This is a genomic window from Acidaminococcus hominis (genome assembly GCF_022484025.1).
GTDB classification, from domain to species: Bacteria; Bacillota; Negativicutes; order Acidaminococcales; family Acidaminococcaceae; genus Acidaminococcus; species Acidaminococcus hominis.
This window is the reverse complement of the sequence record NZ_JAKVMG010000001.1, coordinates 2,653,360-2,671,449: the sequence shown is the minus strand read 5'-3', so window position 1 is coordinate 2,671,449 and position 18,090 is coordinate 2,653,360. Positions and strand designations below refer to the sequence as shown.

15 protein-coding genes are annotated in these 18,090 nt (G+C 52.1%); 8 read left to right on the top strand and 7 right to left on the bottom strand.

Annotated features, from left to right (window positions below; genetic code table 11):
* The first annotated feature begins 49 nt into the window (after nt 1-49).
* The 4 genes from feoB to LKE88_RS12170 all read left to right on the top strand — a co-directional run bounded on the left by feoB (nt 50) and on the right by LKE88_RS12170 (nt 4,524).
* A complete protein-coding gene (gene feoB, locus LKE88_RS12185; protein WP_105327059.1) occupies nt 50-2,203 on the top strand; it encodes a ferrous iron transport protein B in 2,154 nt (717 codons plus the stop codon).
* Between the two features lie 12 nt (nt 2,204-2,215).
* The gene (locus LKE88_RS12180) at nt 2,216-2,368 is read left to right on the top strand and encodes a FeoB-associated Cys-rich membrane protein (protein ID WP_105327058.1); all 153 of its coding nucleotides are present in this window, start codon (nt 2,216-2,218) and stop codon (nt 2,366-2,368) included.
* A 480-nt stretch (nt 2,369-2,848) separates the two neighbouring features.
* The gene (locus LKE88_RS12175) at nt 2,849-3,610 is read left to right on the top strand and encodes a helix-turn-helix domain-containing protein (protein WP_105325742.1); all 762 of its coding nucleotides are present in this window, start codon (nt 2,849-2,851) and stop codon (nt 3,608-3,610) included.
* Nucleotides 3,607-4,524, top strand: a complete 918-nt coding sequence (locus LKE88_RS12170; protein ID WP_105325363.1) for an IS3 family transposase — start codon at nt 3,607-3,609, stop codon at nt 4,522-4,524. Before LKE88_RS12175 ends, LKE88_RS12170 begins: the two co-directional genes overlap by 4 nt.
* Before the next feature lie 243 nt (nt 4,525-4,767).
* Here LKE88_RS12170 and LKE88_RS12165 read toward each other — a convergent pair whose 3' ends face one another.
* On the bottom strand, nt 4,768-5,616 hold the full coding sequence (locus LKE88_RS12165; protein WP_105327056.1) for an aldo/keto reductase: 849 nt from the start codon (nt 5,614-5,616) through the stop codon (nt 4,768-4,770).
* Nucleotides 5,617-5,630: 14 nt separating this feature from the next.
* Nucleotides 5,631-6,482 carry an aldo/keto reductase gene (locus LKE88_RS12160; protein WP_105327055.1) on the bottom strand — a complete coding sequence of 284 codons (852 nt, stop codon included), beginning with the start codon at nt 6,480-6,482 and terminating at the stop codon, nt 5,631-5,633.
* Between the two features lie 207 nt (nt 6,483-6,689).
* On the opposite strand from LKE88_RS12160, the gene LKE88_RS12155 reads away from it, so the two are divergent.
* From LKE88_RS12155 to LKE88_RS12140, 3 genes are all read left to right on the top strand, one after another.
* Nucleotides 6,690-7,550 (top strand): LysR family transcriptional regulator, encoded by an 861-nt coding sequence (locus LKE88_RS12155; protein WP_105327054.1) that lies wholly within the window; start codon nt 6,690-6,692, stop codon nt 7,548-7,550.
* 261 nt (nt 7,551-7,811) lie between these two features.
* A complete protein-coding gene (locus LKE88_RS12150; protein WP_105327053.1) occupies nt 7,812-9,719 on the top strand; it encodes an acyl-CoA dehydrogenase family protein in 1,908 nt (635 codons plus the stop codon).
* An 82-nt stretch (nt 9,720-9,801) separates the two neighbouring features.
* Nucleotides 9,802-11,016, top strand: coding sequence for an FprA family A-type flavoprotein (locus LKE88_RS12140; protein ID WP_105327052.1), 1,215 nt, complete (start codon nt 9,802-9,804; stop codon nt 11,014-11,016).
* 152 nt (nt 11,017-11,168) lie between these two features.
* Here LKE88_RS12140 and LKE88_RS12135 read toward each other — a convergent pair whose 3' ends face one another.
* The 5 genes from LKE88_RS12135 to alr all read right to left on the bottom strand — a co-directional run bounded on the left by LKE88_RS12135 (nt 11,169) and on the right by alr (nt 16,650).
* Nucleotides 11,169-12,593, bottom strand: a complete 1,425-nt coding sequence (locus LKE88_RS12135) for an MmgE/PrpD family protein (protein ID WP_105327051.1) — start codon at nt 12,591-12,593, stop codon at nt 11,169-11,171.
* 2 nt (nt 12,594-12,595) lie between these two features.
* Nucleotides 12,596-12,964: a RidA family protein gene (locus LKE88_RS12130; protein ID WP_276803745.1), complete on the bottom strand. Its 369-nt coding sequence runs from the start codon at nt 12,962-12,964 to the stop codon at nt 12,596-12,598.
* A gap of 100 nt (nt 12,965-13,064) precedes the next feature.
* Nucleotides 13,065-14,306 carry a dicarboxylate/amino acid:cation symporter gene (locus LKE88_RS12125; RefSeq protein ID WP_118287027.1) on the bottom strand — a complete coding sequence of 414 codons (1,242 nt, stop codon included), beginning with the start codon at nt 14,304-14,306 and terminating at the stop codon, nt 13,065-13,067.
* A gap of 11 nt (nt 14,307-14,317) precedes the next feature.
* On the bottom strand, nt 14,318-15,457 hold the full coding sequence (locus tag LKE88_RS12120; protein WP_105327048.1) for a 2-methylaconitate cis-trans isomerase PrpF family protein: 1,140 nt from the start codon (nt 15,455-15,457) through the stop codon (nt 14,318-14,320).
* A complete protein-coding gene (alr, locus tag LKE88_RS12115) occupies nt 15,454-16,650 on the bottom strand; it encodes an alanine racemase (protein WP_105327047.1) in 1,197 nt (398 codons plus the stop codon). Before alr ends, LKE88_RS12120 begins: the two co-directional genes overlap by 4 nt.
* Before the next feature lie 151 nt (nt 16,651-16,801).
* Here alr and LKE88_RS12110 point away from each other — a divergent pair, with 151 nt between their 5' ends.
* Nucleotides 16,802-17,755 (top strand): LysR family transcriptional regulator, encoded by a 954-nt coding sequence (locus LKE88_RS12110; protein WP_105327046.1) that lies wholly within the window; start codon nt 16,802-16,804, stop codon nt 17,753-17,755.
* Nucleotides 17,756-18,090 lie beyond the last annotated feature (335 nt).

Genomic DNA, 18,090 nt, shown 5'->3' with positions numbered 1-18,090 from the left:
TAGTAAACACTAATTAAATTGTGTATCAGGAAGAAAGAAGGTATTTTTCATGGAGTTTAAGATTGCACTTGCCGGGAACCCCAATACCGGTAAGACTACCCTATTCAACGCCCTCACCGGGTCCAACCAGTTTGTGGGCAACTGGCCCGGCGTTACGGTAGAGAAAAAAGAAGGCAAGCTCAGCGGCCATCCGGACGTGATCATTCAGGATCTGCCCGGTATCTACTCTCTCTCTCCCTACACTTTGGAAGAAGTGGTAGCCCGGAATTACCTGGTGAAGGAGCGGCCCGATGCCATTCTGAACATTGTGGACGGCACCAACCTGGAACGGAACCTGTACCTGAGCACCCAGCTGACGGAACTGGGCATTCCCGTAGTCATGGCGGTGAATATGATCGACATGGTACGGAAAAACAACGACATCGTAAACCTGGACAAGCTGTCCAAGGAAATGGGCTGCCCGGTGGTAGGCATTTCTGCTCGGACCGGGGAAGGCATCAAGGAAGCTGCTGACCTGGCTGCCAAGACGGCCAAGCATCAGGACCACTTCACTGCCCGCCACAGCTTTGACGGCCCGGTGGAACACGCCCTGGCCCATATCGAAGAAGCCACCCAAGGACTGCTGCCCCAGTACCAGGAACGCTGGTATGCCATTAAACTCTTCGAACGGGATGACAAGGTACGGGCGGCTTTGAAACTGCCCCAAAATATCCTCGACCATATCGACAGCGACATTGAGTCCGTGGAAAAGGAAATGGACGACGATGCCGAAAGCATCATCACCAACGAACGCTACAAATACATTTCTTCCATTATTGCCGACTGCAACATCAAAAAGAGCCGCGGCAAGCTCACCACCTCCGACAAGATTGACCGGATTGTCACCAACCGGTTCCTGGCCCTGCCTATTTTTGCTGTCATCATGTTCTTTGTGTACTATCTGTCCGTAACCACCATTGGTACGGAAGCTACGGACTGGGTCAACGATACTTTGTTTGGTGAAATCATCATCCCGGGGGCCCACGACATTTTGGAAGGCATGAACGTGGCTGAATGGATGACCGGGCTGGTGGTAGACGGTATCATCTCCGGGGTTGGCGCCGTACTGGGCTTTGTACCCCAGATGGTGGTTCTGTTCATCTGCCTGGCCTTCCTGGAAGCCTGCGGCTACATGGCCCGTATCGCTTTCATCCTGGACCGTGCTTTCCGGAAATTTGGTCTGTCCGGCAAATCCTTCATCCCCATGCTGATTGGTTCCGGCTGCGGCGTACCCGGCATTATGGCTTCCCGTACCATCGAGAATCCTGCCGACCGGAAAATGACCATTATGACCACTACCTTCATCCCCTGCTCCGCCAAGATGCCCATTATTGCCCTGGTGGCAGGCGCCTACTTTGGCGGTGAATGGTGGGTAGCTCCTTCCGCCTACTTTGTAGGTATTGCTTCCATCATTATTTCGGGTATAATCTTAAAGAAGACCAAGCTGTTTGCCGGTGACCCTGCTCCCTTTGTTATGGAACTGCCGGCCTACCATATGCCCACACTGGGCAATATTGCCCGCAGCGTTTGGGAACGGAGCTCCAGCTTCGTAAAGAAAGCCGGTACCGTTATCCTGCTGTCCACCATCCTGGTTTGGTTCACCTCCAGCTTCGGCTTCGTAGATGGCCACCTGGTTATGGTAGAAGACCTGAACGACGGCATCCTGTCCAGCATCGGCGAAGCCATCGCCTGGATCTTTGCTCCTCTGGGCTGGGGTAACTGGAAAGCCGCTGTGGCCACCTTTACCGGCCTGATTGCCAAGGAAAACCTGGTAGGTACCTTCGGCGTGCTGTACGGCCTGGCCGAAGCGTCCGAGGACGGCCAGGAATTCTGGGGAACCTTTGCCAAGGACTTCTCCATGCTGTCCGCCTACTCCTACCTGATCTTCAACCTGCTGTGCGCTCCCTGCGTGGCTGCCATGGGCGCCATCAAACGGGAAATGAACAACGGCAAATGGACTCTGTTTGCCATTGGTTACCAATGCGGCTTTGCTTACTGCATGGCCTTGATGTTCTATCAATTCGGTTCCTTCATCAGCACGGGTGCCTTCACCCTGGGTACTGCCGCTGCCTGCGTGATTCTGGCTGGTATGCTCTACCTGCTGCTGCGCCCCATGCCGAATTTTGAAGAAACCGTACCTGCCGGTGAAAAAGTCACCGAGTAAGGAGATGGTATTATGGGAACTGCCCTTGTTGGTTTGGTCCTGCTCCTGATTGTAGGCAGCGTCATTCGGAAGATGGTGAACGACCATAAATCCGGAAAAAGCTCCTGCGGCTGCAATTGTGCCGGCTGCAGCGGCTGCTGCTCTTCAAATTCAAAAAAGAAATAGAAGATATGCCCTGGACTCCGGTCCAGGGCATATTTTTTAGCTTTAGAAAAGGGTGAAGATGAATGAGAGACAATAGATGATGGGAACAAGGAAATTGTCTACACTTTTCTGCGAAAAGTGTAGAGGTGTTTTTGGGATTATATGGCCCGCGGGAGCGGGCTGGAACCCCAACCTTGCCCCGCCCTTTGGGGCGGGGCGTTCCTTCCCCTTCTCCTGTTCGCATAGCGCAGGACCTCTCCGGGTCCACGCTTTTTATTTTTTTGCGTAGACCCACCTCCCCTTTGGGGGCGCATATTTTCCTTATGAGGCCCTTCAAGCGTGAAGGGGCTGTCATCCCGCAGGGATGACTGAGAAAGTTTGGATGCGCCTGCCAATGAGGAGGCTTTAAGTGGAAGGCATGCGGCCGGAGGCCGCAAATGCTAGGGTGAACTTCTTCCGTCATCCACGTTGTGGATGACACCTTCTACACGCTGGTATGCTATGAATAAAGTAGACTGGCATATAGTTAAACCTCCTGGATTCGTTGAAAGGAGAGTATGTAAAATGTCTATATCGAAAGTCAGTGCAGAGGATAAATTAAAGGCTGTCAAAGCTGTTCTTGCTCATGAAGAATCACCAATGGTTTCTGCAAAAAGGTTAGGGGTTCACTGGAAAGCAGTACAGTATTGGGTAGATGAATATATAGGAAATGGTCCTGAGGTATTTAACAAAAGACAGGTTAAAAGTTATTCTGCTGATCTTAAGATCCAATGCGTAGAGGAATATCTTAAGGGCGAAACGACTATGTCCCAGCTGGTACAAAAATACGGATTAAAAAGTTCTCGTCAAATCAGAGACTGGTTAAAGAAGTATAATAGTCATGAGGAACTAAAAAGTTCGGGTACTGGAGGTGCCAAGATCATGACTAAAGCTAGACAAACGACCTTTGACGAGCGCGTTGAAATCGTAAAATACTGCATTGAAAACGGGAATGCTTACCATGAAACCGCTGAAAAGTTTAAGGTTTCCTACCAGCAAGTCAGAAATTACGTCTTAAAATATAATAAGTACAATACCGAAGGACTCATAGATGGGCGCGGACACAGGAAGCCAGTAGAAGTCCCTGAAGAAGCCCCTACAGAATATGAGTGTATGAAAGCTGAACTCAAACTGGCTAATGCAAAACTCAAAGCCAAGGATATGGAGATTGATTTCCTAAAAAAACTCGATATTGTGGAAAGGAGGCGGGATTCACACAAATAAGATATGGAGCCATTTATGAAGCCATTAAAGAACTGCACGCTGAAAAGAATTACCCTATTCTTGGCCTGTGCAAATTGGGAAAAGTGTCCCGGGCCGGCTACTACAAATGGCTTCATAGAGAGCCTTCAGCACGCGAAATTGACGACAAGGAAATTGCTAAAAGAATAGAAGAGATATACAAGGCTGACCCAGCTAAAGGGTACAGACGAATAGCTGATGACTTACGAGCCCCAAATAAGAAGATCTATCCTGACACGAAACCAATAGCAATTGGTGACGGTCGCGTTCTTCATCTTTGTCGAGTGATAAATATAAAGTCTACGATTAAATATGCCCCTAAGGGCTGCACCCAGCGTGCAATAGATCCTGCATACATTGCAGAAAATATCTTGAATAGGGAATTTAAAGCCGATGCCCCTAACCAGAAATGGTGTACTGACGTCTCAGAATTTCACTACTATGAGGGGGTAGTTGTGCATAAGGTATATCTGAGCGCGATTATTGACCTGTATGACAGACGAATTGTTTCCTATGTGATAAGCAACCGGAACGATAAAAATTTGGTATTCAATACCTTCAATAAGGCATTGTTGAAAAACCCTGGCGCGCATCCCCTGTTTCACTCTGACCGGGGATTCCAATACACCTGCAGGGATTTCCGCAAGATGATTCTAGATGCTGGTATGACGCAGAGTATGTCACGGATAGGAAAATGCATTGATAATGGCCCGATGGAAGGCTTCTGGGGCATGCTGAAAAGAGAACGGTACTATACTCGTGACTTCGACAGCCGTAAAGCTTTGGTAACGATGATTAATAACTACATGGAGTATTACAACAGTGGCCGTTTGCAGCGGAATTTGGGCCGTTTGACCCCTATGCAAAAACATAATAGCTACCAAATGGCGGCGTAGAGGTTTATATTATTAGGAACTGTCTACTTGACGGGGAGCACACCACAATGGGGAAGGCATTCATAACAATTGCTGGTCATCTTCTTATCTGCACTATACATTAGATTTTACTTGACCAGTAGGGGGCTGCGGACGCTTCCAGCAAAGCGTTGCGATCACGTCCAAATATCTTCACAAGTTACCAAGAAAGGGTACCTGCGGCTCTCGTGCCGCAGGTACCCTTTCTTTTTGCTGCCCTTTCCATCAGTCGTGGATGGTGACCTTCCCAATGTACAGAGCATTCTTGGGATCCATTTCGTCGTAGATGGTGCTCTTGCCGGTATCCAGGGCTTTAATCTGGGCCATGTCTTCATCGCTCAGGGCAAAGTCGAAGACCTGGAGGTTCTCCTGCATCCGTTCCAGATGCACGGATTTGGGAATCACCACAATATCCCGCTGGAGCAGCCAGCGCAGCATGACCTGGCCGGTGGTCTTGCCGTATTTGGCCCCGATGGCTTTCAATACGGGATTGGCAAAGACCTGGTTGTTGCCTTCGGCAAAGGGTGCCCAGGCTTCATGCTGGATGCCATTGGCCGCCATAAAGTCATGCTCGGCCCATTTCTGGTCCCACACGTTGGTTTCAATCTGGTTCACCTGGGGCTTTACGGCATTGCAGTTGAACAGGTCAGCCAGCCGTTCGTTCCAGAAACTGGTCACGCCGATGGCCCGGATGCGGCCTTCCTGGTACAGCCGTTCCATGGCTCTCCAGGCCCCATAGTAGTCCCCATAGGGCTTATGGATCAGGTACAGGTCCAAATAGTCCAGGCCCAGTTTCTTCAGGGAGGTGTCAAAGGCTTTCAGGGTGTTGTCGTACCCATGGTCCTGTACCCACAGTTTGGTGGTGATGAACAGGTCTTCCCGCTTTTTGCCGCTGTGCTTTAAGGCGGCGCCCACCTGCTCCTCGTTGCTATAGGCGGCTGCGGTATCGATCAATTGGTACCCGGCGCCCAGGGCTTCTTCCACAGCCTTTTGGGTAATTTCCGGCGGGGTCTGGTACACGCCATACCCCAGTTTCGGCATTTTGACTCCATTATTTAACGTAACAAATTCCATGTTTCTCGCTCCTTTCAGCGTTCAAACGGCAGGTGCATCTGCGCATATTTTTCTTCCGTGGCATTGTCCGGCTCGTAATAGCTCTTTTTCCCGTTCAGGGCAGCCATAGCTTCCAGTTCCTCCGGGGTCAGGGCAAAATCGAAAAGGGCGAAATTGTCCCGGATGTGGTCGGGATTCTTGGACCCGGGAATGGTGATGAAGCCCTTTTGGACCGCCCAGCGGAGAATGACCTGGGCAGCGCTTTTGTGCACCCGGTCGGCAATGGCCGTGATGACCGGTTCCTGCAAAAGCTCCGGGTCCCCGTGGCCCAGGGGATACCAGCCCATGAGTTTGGTACCCAGGGGCGCCAATACGTCCAGCACGTCCTGGCGGATTCTATAGGGATGGGTCTCTAACTGCACCACCTGGGGCTTCACCGCAGCCGCCTCCAACAGGCGCGTCAGCTTCTCCCCGTGGAAATTGGAAATGCCCAGGCTCCGGGCCTTCCCTTCCTGGTACGCCCGCTCCAGCTGCCGGTAGCCGGCAAGAAAATCCCCGGCGGGCTGATGGATGAACAGCAGGTCCACATAGGTGGTGCCCAGCCGTTTCAGGGTATCCTCTACCGCAGTGGGGCTATTGTACACAGTGGGCCACAATTTGGTGGAAAGAAACACGTCCTCCCGGCGGCAGATACCTTCCGCATAGGCTCTTTGGAGCCCCTCCCCCACTGCTTTTTCGTTCAAATAGGCGTTGGCCGTATCAATCAGCCGGTACCCGTTCTTTAAGGCGGTGTACACGGCCTGGGCGGTAACTTCCGGGGCCACCATAAAGGTCCCCAGGCCCAAAAGGGGCACCTTGACCCCATTGGACAATTCCGTATATTCCATAGCAATTTCTCCTTTCCCGGTTCTTCTGAAAATTCCTCTAAAATCCATCAGAAAAACAAATACATGTTATATTTTAGTAAACAACTGTAACATTCTTCTCACTTTTCTTATTTTAAAAGAAAAACTAAAAAAAATAAAATGTCAAAAAAAGGATTCCACTATATCATCGCTGAATAGTATCACTATCAAGGGGGAAAGGAGGACTATATGCTTGAGAGTTTTCTATTGGAACAATTCCTAGCCTTTGCCGATTGCGGAACCTTATCAGCTGCGGCAGAGAAGCTGCATACGTCCCAGCCGGCACTGTCCCGCTCCATGAAGAAGCTGGAACAGGAACTGGGTGTAGCCTTGTTTATCCGCCGCAAGAACCAGCTGCAGCTTAACGAAACCGGCCAATATGCCTTACTGTACGCCCGTGAGCTTCTTCGTGCCAACGAGGAATTTACCCATCGGGTGCAGCTGTATGACCGAAGCCTGCGGACTATAAATATTGGTTATGGCGCTCCGGTGCCACAAATGGTGCTGACGCCCTTGATCAACAGCCTGTTCGGAGGTATGCGCCTGTCAGCGGATATGAAGGATGACCGGGATTTTCTTAAACGGTTGTCGGACCATACGTACCAATTGGTAGTAACCCACAAGGCTTCGCCGGACAGCGGTGCTTTCCTTGCCAAGAAGTGCGGTCACGAAGATTTGTTCCTGTCGCTTCCGCCGGGGCATCCCCTGGCCTTTTCGCCGGAAATCCATTTGAAGGATCTGGATGGCCTGAACATCCTGCTCCTGTACCAAATTGGTTTCTGGGCTGCCATGACCAAGGATAAGACGCCCCACACCCATTACCTGCTGCAGGTCCAGCGGGAAGCCTTTCAGGAGCTGGCCCGTAATTCCGGCTACCCCAGCTTCAGTTCCAGCTACTATTTGAACCGAGGCGAAAAGCTCCCCGGGCAGATCAATATCCCCATCGCCGATCCAGAGTGCCATGTGGATTATTACCTGGTCTGCCTGAAAAAAGACCAGCACCGTTTTGAGCCACTGTTTGCGGAGGTTAACGAAAAAACCGTGTGGTAGCAGGCTGCTGCAGAGGTTCACTCCATTGTTTCCTGCGTTTTAGGAGTCCCTTGGGGGATACTTTACCAACAGCAAAATTGCCGCCTGATTTGTGGACAATTTTCTGATTATAGCCGTTGACAAATGTATTCAGCAAGTGTACTATTAAAGCGTAGAATAATTATTAATAAGTTTTAATTTTCGATTACTAGGTTGAGTTCATACCAAACCGCAAGGTTGGCAGGGACGGAGGATGTTTCCACTACAGAGGAGGTTACAGAGATGTTATTCACCACAACGAACGACCATGAAGAATTTCGTGCCCAAGTACGTGGTTTTGCTGAGGCAAAGATTAAACCCATTGCCTTCATGCTGGACAAGGAAAACAAATTCCCTGACGAAGAAGTTGCCGAAATGGGCAAACTGGGCTGGCTGGGTATTCCTTATCCGAAAGAATACGGCGGCATGGGCCTGGATTACATTGACTACGCCATTGCTGTTGAAGAATTGGCCAGAGTCGACGGCGGTGCCGGCGTAATCCTGTCCGCTCACGTTTCCCTGGGTTCCTACCCCATCTTCGCCTATGGCACGGAAGAACAAAAGAAAAAATATTTGACCCCGCTGGCATCCGGCAAGAAACTGGCTGCTTTCGGCCTGACCGAACCCAATGCCGGGTCCGATGCTGGTGAAACCGAAACCACTGCCGTATTCGATGGCCAGAACTGGATTTTGAACGGCAACAAGATTTTCATCACCAACGCCGGCAAAGCAGATACCTATGTAGTATTTGCCGTAACGGAACCTGGCAAAGGCACCAAGGGCATCAGCGCCTTCATCGTAGAAAAAGGCATGCCCGGTTTCACCTTCGGCGATCACTATGACAAACTGGGGATTCGTTCCTCCGCTACGGCAGAACTGATCTTCAACAATGTGAAACTGCCGAAAGAAAACCTGCTGGGCCGTCAGGGCAAAGGCTTCAACATTGCCATGGCTACCCTGGACGGCGGCCGTATCGGCATTGCTGCCCAGGCTTTGGGTATTGCCCAGGGCGCTTACGAAGCTGCTTTGAACTACTCCAAAGAAAGAATCCAATTCGGCGCTCCTATTTGCCAACAGGAAGGCGTATCCTTCAAGCTGGCTGACATGGCCACCAAGATCCGGGCTGCCCGTTTCCTGGTTTACAGCGCTGCTGAACTGAAGACCAACCACGAATCCTACGGCATGGAAGCTGCCATGGCCAAGATGTACGCTTCTGATGTGGCTGAACAAGTGACCACGGAAGCCCTGCAAATCTTCGGCGGCACTGGCTACCTGAAGGGCATGGACGTGGAACGCTTCTACAGAGATTCCAAGATTACCCAAATTTACGAAGGCACCAACGAAATTCAAAGAGTGGTTATTGCCTCCTACATTACGGACCGTATGTCCAACACCAAACACGCCGGCACCACCAAGGCCAACAACACCATTACCGGTGCCCGCAAGAAACAAATCTTCAAGGATGGTACTCCTGAAGAACAGGTCAATGCTTTGGTAGAAGCCCTGAAGGGCGACGGCTACGACTTCACCGTGGGCATTCCCATGGACACCCCCATTGTGGATGCAGAACGGGTAGTCAGCGCTGGTAAAGGCATTGGCTCCAAAGAAAACATGAAACTGATTTATGACCTGGCCAAAGCTGCCGGTGCTGCCGTAGGGTCCTCCCGGCCTGTAGCAGAAACCCTGCAATATGTTCCTATTGAACGGTATGTGGGCATGTCCGGCCAGAAGTTCAACGGCAACCTGTACATTGCCTGCGGTATTTCCGGTGCCGTACAGCATCTGAAAGGCATCAAGAATGCCACCACCATCGTAGCCATCAACACCAACGCCGGTGCTCCTATCTTCAAGAACTGCGACTATGGTATTGTAGGCGACGTGAATGTGATCCTGCCGCTGCTGGCCAAGGCTCTGGACAATGGTCAACCCAAGAAACCCGCTCCTCCTATGGTTAAGATGAAGAGACCTCTGATTATCAAAGAAGTTCCGGAAGGGCATTATGTCTGCAACGGCTGCGGCTACGAATATGATCCGGATCTGGGCGATCCTGATGCCGATATCAAACCGGGCACCAAGTTTGCAGATCTGCCGGAAGATTGGGTATGCCCGCTGTGCAACTCCGAAAAAGACAAGTTCGTGCCGGTAAAATAAGGCGTGTCAGCCCTTAACGATCAACTAGACGTGTCTGAGGAGGAGGGGCCTCTCCTCCCCACACCTGTGAAGGAGAATCAATATGGAATGTGTTAGAAAATTAACGAATGACTTATATTGGGTAGGTGCAGATGATCGCCGGCTGGAATTGTTTGAAAACATCCATCCCATTCCCCGGGGCGTCTCCTACAACTCTTATCTGCTGCTGGACGAAAAAACCGTCCTGTTCGATACGGCTGACTGGTCCGTATGCCGTCAGTTCCTGGACAACATTGAAGGCGTGCTAAAGGGCCGTCCTTTGGACTTCATGGTTGTCAACCACGTGGAACCCGACCATGCCGCTTCCCTCCAGGAAGTGCTGCTGCGTCACCCGGAAACCGTAGTCGTCAGCACCGAGCAAGCCTTTACCCTGCTGCACCAATTTGGCTACAAGGTTGAAAAACAAGATATCGTCAAGGAAGGCGATACCCGTACCTTCGGCAAACATACCATTGCCTTCGTAGAAGCTCCTATGGTCCACTGGCCGGAAGTTATGGTATCCTTCGATACCAAAGACGGCGTCCTGTTCTCCGCCGATGCCTTCGGTTCCTTCGGGGCCCTGGGCGGCCGGATTTTCAACGACGAAGTGAACTTCGACCGTGACTGGCTGGACGATGCCCGCCGCTACTACACCAACATTGTTGGCAAGTACGGCCCTCATGTACTGGACCTCTTGGGCAAAGCCAAGGCCCTGAAGCTGGACATCAAGATGATTGCCCCGCTGCATGGTCCGGTGTGGAGAAGCAACCTGGGCTACATCCTGGACAAATACGTACATTGGGCTTCCTATGAACCCGAAGAAAAAGGCGTTCTGCTGGTCTATGCTTCCATGTACGGCAACACTGAAAGCACCGCTTCCATTTTGGCCGCCAAACTGGCTGAAAAGGGCATGACAAACATTGCCATGTACGATGTGTCCAAGACCAATGTTTCCTACCTGATTTCCGACGCCTTCAAATACAGCCACATTGTACTGGCTTCCGTAACCTACAACCTGGGTATTTATCCCAAGATGCTGAACTTCCTGGAAGACATGAAGGCCCTGAACGTACAAAAACGGATCGTGGGCATCATCGAAAACGGTTCCTGGGCTTGTACTGTAGGCGGCTTGATGCAGGACTTCCTGGAAAACCAGATGAAAGCCATGACCGTGCTGCAAGATGGCGTAACCATCAACTCCAGCATGACCGCTGGCCAAAACCGTTCCATGGACGACCTGGTAAGTGCCCTGGTAAACTCCATCAACGGCAAAGAATAAATTCATTCACCCTCCCGTCAGACGGGGCCTCCTCCCCCGCTGACAGCCAAAGGACGCAGGCATTAAGCCTGCGTCCTTATATTTTTAAAGACCGTGTCCCTGCTTTGGCGAGGGCACGGTCTTTTGCGTCTATATTTTGTTTGGCTGTATATCTACAACAAAGGCAGCCGCTCCAGCTTGGGCAGGGCAAGAAGTTTCTCCGCCAACACCTGCGCCTGCGCCCCATACCGGACTGCCAACAGGCCGGAAGCTTTGGCCAGGGCGTCTTCTTGGGAAAGCGGATGCTGGAAGGAGCCTGCCGGGTCCTGGACCAACTGGCGAAAGGTCCTACCAGCTTCCAGGGTTACCTGCACCCAAGCGCTCCAATGGGCAGGATAAGCCGCTGTCAGCTCCGGATCCTCTTTTACCTGGATTTTGGTCATAAGCTGCTGCACCAAAGGCATTCTGATTTCTCTTTGCGTAAACAGGCTTTGGTCCACCCTTCCATACAATAAGGCACAGGCCACCGTATACGGCAGGGAAAACCGGGCTTCCAGCGGAGTTTGCGGCCGAAGGCAGCCCTCGCTGTAAGCGCATTGAGCATACCCGATTTGGTAAATCCCTACTTGCAGATCCCGGAGCTTTTGGCTCAGCACCTTGGGAGACACCGTTTCCGGCAGGTTTAGGGCCTGTAGGATTTCCCGGCGCAGGAGCTTAGCCGCATCAATACTGCTGTGGGCCGACCGGCAGCAGGGATAGGGTTTCATATCCATGTGCAGAATTTCCCAGGTTTCCCCCAGGTTTGCCGCCACCTGTTCCAAGCAACCTCCATCGCTCATGGCCTTGAGCAGCCCTCCATCCTGGGCCTCCAAGATATGGACAGGACCTGTCATCCCAGCCCGGGCAAAAAGGGCGCTGCGCAGGCCAGCTGCGGCCGCCTGTCCCGGGTTCAGCACTTTGGAATTGGTTCCATCACCCAAAAAAGCCCATACTCCGGTAGCCTGGGAACCAGCAAGTCCCAGAGCATTTGCGGTCTGCTCCGGGTTCAACTGAAGCAGGTGGGCACAAGCCGCGGCTGCGCCAAATACCCCGCAGGTCGAAGTGGCGTGCCAGCCCCTTTTCCGGTGTTCCGTGACGCCAAAGGCCCGGCCAATCCGAAAAGCAGTCTCATAACCTGCCACCACCGCAGTCAAAAGCTCCTTTCCCGAGCTTTGCAGCCGTTCGCCCAAGCTCCAGGCAGCCGGAATCAAACAGGCGGAACCATGGCATTTGGACGCCGGGTGTACGTCGTCCAGTTCAAGGGTGTGGGCCAGCATGGCATTCAGCAATGACGCAGACTCTACTGACCAGGTACGTCCTTCCGGTTCACCCCATAGATGCACCCCCTGGGCAGGGGGGCCCCCAGAAAGCATTTCCACAGCCTCTTTCAGGTGTTCCACCAAAGGGTCCCCGCTGGCCCCCACACTGACGCTGACCAGGTCCAAAACCCGGTACACCACGGCCTGCTGCACGTTTTGAGGCAGCTGCTCCCAGGTCAGCGCTGCGGTAAAGGCAGCCAACTGCGCCAGGGGCGCTTGCCTTTTCTCGTTTTCAGTCATCCTCAGACCTCTGCAATGGCTTCCACTTCAATCTGGGCCATATGATGGGTACGCCGCACTTCGTAGATGGCCCGGGCGGGCTTGTGTTCACCAAAAAATTCGGCATAGGCTGCATTGGCTTCGTCCCATTTGCTCATGTCGGTAATGAAAACCCGGCACATGACAATGTGGCTGCGGTCGGCTCCTGCTTCCTGCAAAATATGTTTGATACGCTCCAGGCTCATTTTCATTTCCGGACCCATGCCGCCTTCCGGCACCTGATGGGTAAAGGGGTCCACCGAGCTTTGGCCGGAAACATAGATCATGCCGTTGGAAATGATGGCGGCGGAATAATGGCCGCTGGAAGGATGCGGGGCTTTTACAATTTTCATGATTTCTCCTCCTTGGGATACTGCCCGGAAAAGGCTTAGCCCGTCATTCCGTCAGCTAAGCCTTTTTCAGGGTTGTTGGTTTATTGTTAAGGGTTGTTAGTTAAGCTTCTTCTCTAGCCATTTTGGCTGCCATGGCCTTTTCGTGTCTCTTTTCCACCCGGTCAATAAGTACCGTAGCAGAAACGTCGCCCAGGCAGTTCATGGAGGTGGTTCCCATATCAAAGAACCGGTAGAAACCGCCTACCATGACAACCAGATCCAGGGGCATACCAATGGCCGTGGCTACAATCATCAGGTTCATCAGGCCGCCGCCAGGAACACCGGAACCAGCACTGGTAACCAAAGCGGTCACAAATACCAGGTTCACAATCTGGCTGGTGGACAGGGGAATCCCCATGGCATTGGCACTAAACAGCAGCACTACGCCGCACAGGATACCTACCCCATCCTTGTTCACCGTTGCCCCCAAAGGAATCCCCAGGGAAGCCACCGGCTCTGCTACATTGAAATTCTTTGTGCACACGTCCAGGCTGACGGGAATTACCGCATTGCTGGAGCAGGTGCTGGCAGCGGTAGCAAAGGTAGGAAAGGCTTTGCGCAAAAAAGTAATGGGAGAAATACCCGTAAAGGCAAACAGCAGCAGGCAGTAGATCAAAATCAGATGGATAAAGCAGGCCGCATAGAAGGCTCCCAAAATCTGGGAAATGGTGACCAAAAGACCGGAACCATATTTGCCCAGGGCAGCAGCCATCAGGCAGAACACCCCAATGGGAGCCAGTTTCAAGGCGATGGTAATCAGGGACGTCATCAAATCCGCCATGGAGCAGAACCAGCTGCGGATGGGGTCCCGTTTTTCCGGCGGCAGCAGCACAATGGCCACCCCAATGAAGCAGGAAATAATCAGGACCTGCATCATATCCCCGCTAGTGAAGGACTTGAAAATATTGGTGGAGAACATATCCGTAAAGAATTTGTCCAACCCGGGCAGTTCGTTGATTTTCACCGAAGCAGCCATGGCTTCATAATGAACGCCGTTGCCCAGATTCAGGAATTTGGTTACGCCGATACCAATTACGGAAGCGCAAACCGTTGTAAATAAGTAAAATACCAGAAACCGCAGTCCCAAGCGCCCCAGCATTTCCGGGCTGTCCATGCTGCTGATGCCCTTAACCAGCATACAGACCACAATGGGAACCAGGAACATTTTCATCAGATTTAGCCAAATATCCCCGACAAAACCGATGGCAGCTGCGGGCTTGCCTACAATAATCCCCACAACGGAGCCCAGCAGCATTGCGATGACAATTTTGGTAATGTCATTCATTTTCTTTTTCTTTTCCATGATGCTCTCCTCTACTCTTCCCGAATATAGATATTGCCGTCCATAATCCGGCGGGCTGTGCGAATTACCCCGACCCGCTGGATTGTCTTGCCATCACTTTGGGCGCTGACTTCCATCACCCCAGAAGCGTGACCCAGCCGGATTTTTTCCGGTTTGGGCACGGCTACCAGTTCGCTGGCCAGGGTCCCGGGCAGCATCAGCGCCGTTGCCGTGGCCACTGTGACGGTAATGGGATAGGCCTTATGAATCTTGCCCAGGGAAATGGCCCGCACGCACAGGTCCATCTCGTCTTTGGCCACCGCTTTGCCGTCCAAGGAAATATAAGCCTGCGCCTCGCTTAAAATGCCGATATCCGGTGCCGCCGGGGTTTCCTTACGAGCGTCCTCCCAACGGCTGACCAGACCTAAGCGGACTGCCGCTTCTCCCCGGATGCGCTCCAATTGGTTCATAACGCCTGTATTGCTGTTGAGTTCCTGCTGTTCACTGCCGGTAAGTCCCAAATCCCTGGCCCGAACAAAAACCACCAAAGTGCCGCTATCCACGATGCTGACCGGAACTTGGCCGCAGCCGGGCACTGCAATTACATCTTTGGTCTGACCGGTGGGAAACAGTTTTCCCGTACAGGCCCCTGCTGGGTCCAGGAAAATTTCGTCCACCCGGGAGCCCGTTCCCGGCACGCCCTGAATTTCCGTGTCTCCATACATACAGGCATGGCCATTCTTGACCCGCACCCGTTCTTCCAGATACTTTTGGGTATTGGTATTGTAGATGCGGACGATGGTAATGGGTTCCACGGCAGGCACCAGGCCCTCGTCTACTGCATAGGGCCCCACCGCTGAGCCAATGTTGCCGCAGCTTACATTGTGGGCCACCTTGGGCTGGTCGATATCCACCTGGAAAAAGGTAAAATCCACGTCAGCCGCGGGCCGCTTGGAAGGGCTGATTACGGCAATTTTGGAAGTGGAAGATACCGTACCGCCCATGCCGTCGATCTGTTTCACATCTGGCGTGCCCATAACTTTCAGGAAGATTTCATCCCAGGTGCTTTCGTCCTGGGGCAGGTCCTCCCTGCGGAAAAATACCGCCTTGGACGTGCCACCCCGCATATAAACGCAGGGAATTTTGCGCTGTTCTTGGTTTAACGCTGTCATTTAGGGTCTCCTTGTACGTAAATGAGCTTATTTTCCCGGCCTACCGCCCACAGCTTCCCATGCCGGTAGTACTGCCGGTCAATATGGCGGGAAATGGTGACCCAGACCTTAGGAATATTGAGGTTCCAGTCTTTCATGTGCTGTTCCAGGGTAATTTCTTCTTCTCCCTGCCGGCCCAGGATAACAATTTCGTCCCCCGGTTTGGCCTCAGGAAAGTCTGTCAAATCCAAAATGGTATGTTCCAGGGACAGGCTGCTGGCCACCGGGCATTTTCTCCCATTTAACAGCACATAGCCCTGGGAAAGAGGCGCCTGGAAGCCATCTCCAATGCCCCCTGCCATAATCCCAATGCGCTTGGGAGCTGTCAACTGCACGGCACTGAAATTGGGTCCGAACTTGCCGCCCCACACCTCGTTTACATGAATCAGCCGGCTTTTCCAAGCCTTCAAGGGAGCGGTAAACTCCGGATGTCCCGGCCGTTTTTCCAAAGGCGAATAGCCCCACATGGCCCGCCCAGGACAAACCCCTGTAAACCGCAGTTCTGGCAGGGCAATGCCTGCCGGGGTATTGGCCAGCTGCCGGAAGGGAATGGCCTCAGCAGCCTTACCGATGGCATCCATAGCCTTTTGGAAGCGATCCCGCTGCCACAGGGCATACTGGTTATCTGCGTCAGGCCAGCCTACCTTGGCCATATGACTGTAGACCCCTTCTACGTGCAGCTGGGGCAGCTGCTGGATGCTGCGAAACAGTTCTGGGAATTTTTCCGCATTGACGCCCAGCCGGCCCCGGCCGGTATCCATGCCGATGAAGATATCCTGCTTCTTTTGGCCTGCGGCCTGGGCTACGGCCTTGGCTCCTTCCAAGGACAGTACTGTAGGAATCAGCCGATGCTCCACATATAAAGGGGCGGTTTCCTCCAGCAGGTTGCTGGCGAAAATCAAAATGGGCATTTTCACCCCCTGCTCCCGGAGCAAAATACCTTCTTCCACCGTACCCACGCCCAGATAATCAGCCCCGGCTTCTTCCAGCACCTTGGCACAGGCAATGATGCCGTGCCCATAGGCGTTTACCTTAATGGCCGGCATGATTTTGATATCCGGTCCCACCATGGCCTTATAATTCTTGAAATTTTGTTCCAAAGCATCTAAGTCGATTTCCAGCCAATTAACCCGTCTAGGTTCCCATTCTTCCATATCCGCTGCCTCCTTCAAGCTTTGTTTTCTGTTAATTCAATTTAATATCTTTTTGGTAATATAATCCAATACATATGTAATGCATAACCGATAACATTTATGTTATAATGTACGCAAATCAAGGGTTTTCGCCACTTAGGAGGCAGAAAAAATGTTTCGTCACAAAGATTATGTGGAGTGTATCTACAAAGAACGCAGCTTTGGCAAGGCCGCAGAAAAGCTCCATGTTTCTCAGCCTGCACTCAGTGCCATGATCAAGCGGTTGGAAAAGGAATTGGGGGCGCCCCTTTTTAACCGAAAAACCACACTCCTTACCTTGACTCCGTTTGGAGCAGAATATCTGAAAAGCGCCCGGGTAGTCACGGACCTGGAAAACCGTCTGCGCAATTTGGCCTATGGGCTCAACACCCTCCAGTACGGGGAACTGACCATCTGTGCATTCAGCCTCAGCATCCAGTACCGGGTTTCCCTATTGATAGCGGCGTTTAAGGCAAAATTTCCCCGGATTCAAGTCCGCCTTCTAAACAGCAATACCTTATATGGGAAGCAAATGGTAGATGCCTACGAAAGCGACCTGATGGTTTCCACCAAGCCCATGGATGCCCAAGCTTACGTGGGGGTGCCAGCCTATGAAGAGCACCTGATTCTGGCCGTACCGGCCCAGGACCCCATTAATGCCAAATACCAGGAATACCAGCTGACCCCCGATTCCCTGCGCCAGATTGCTTTACCCGCAGTGAAAGCCCTTTCCCTGGAAAAATTCTCCCAGGTACCGTTTATCCTGGCCAACAAGAACAACTACATCCGCACCTGTGCTAACCAGCTGTTTCAGGAAGTCCGGGTGAACCCAATCATTACCATGGAAACGGAATCCTCCTCCATCTGCCTGAATTTTGCCCAATTGGGGGTGGGAGCAACCATCTGCAGCGACCTGCTGCTGGAGCATCAGAATTTTCAAAAAGAGCTGTGCCTGTACAAATTAAAAAGTACCCTCTCCAGCCGCAAGGGCATGGTCTACTACCGAAGCGGTGCCTACGTAACCCCTGCCATGGAGCAATTCCTGACCCTGGCCCAAGAACAATACCAACGGGATAAAGGCTTGTAAGAACAAAAAGAGGGTGTGAAATAATATCCCCGAAAGGAAAAAATGGCTTGTGAGCTCAAAAAAGTTCGCAAGCCGTTTTTTGTTCTTTATAACTGTATCTAATAAACTTCCTCAGTCAGTCCTACGGACTGACAGCCCCTCCACGCTTGGATGGGCCAGTCTTAGTCCTATACCAGTCATATGCAAAATGGGTTTTGAGATGAAATCATAGTATGCAAATACTATTACTAACTTTCTCTGTCACTTGACAAGTAGCGCCCTAGAATGCTTCCTGAGTGGTTCGCCGTGCTCCGTTCTCCCTCACCCTCCGGGTTCGGCTCACGGACGGCTATCAC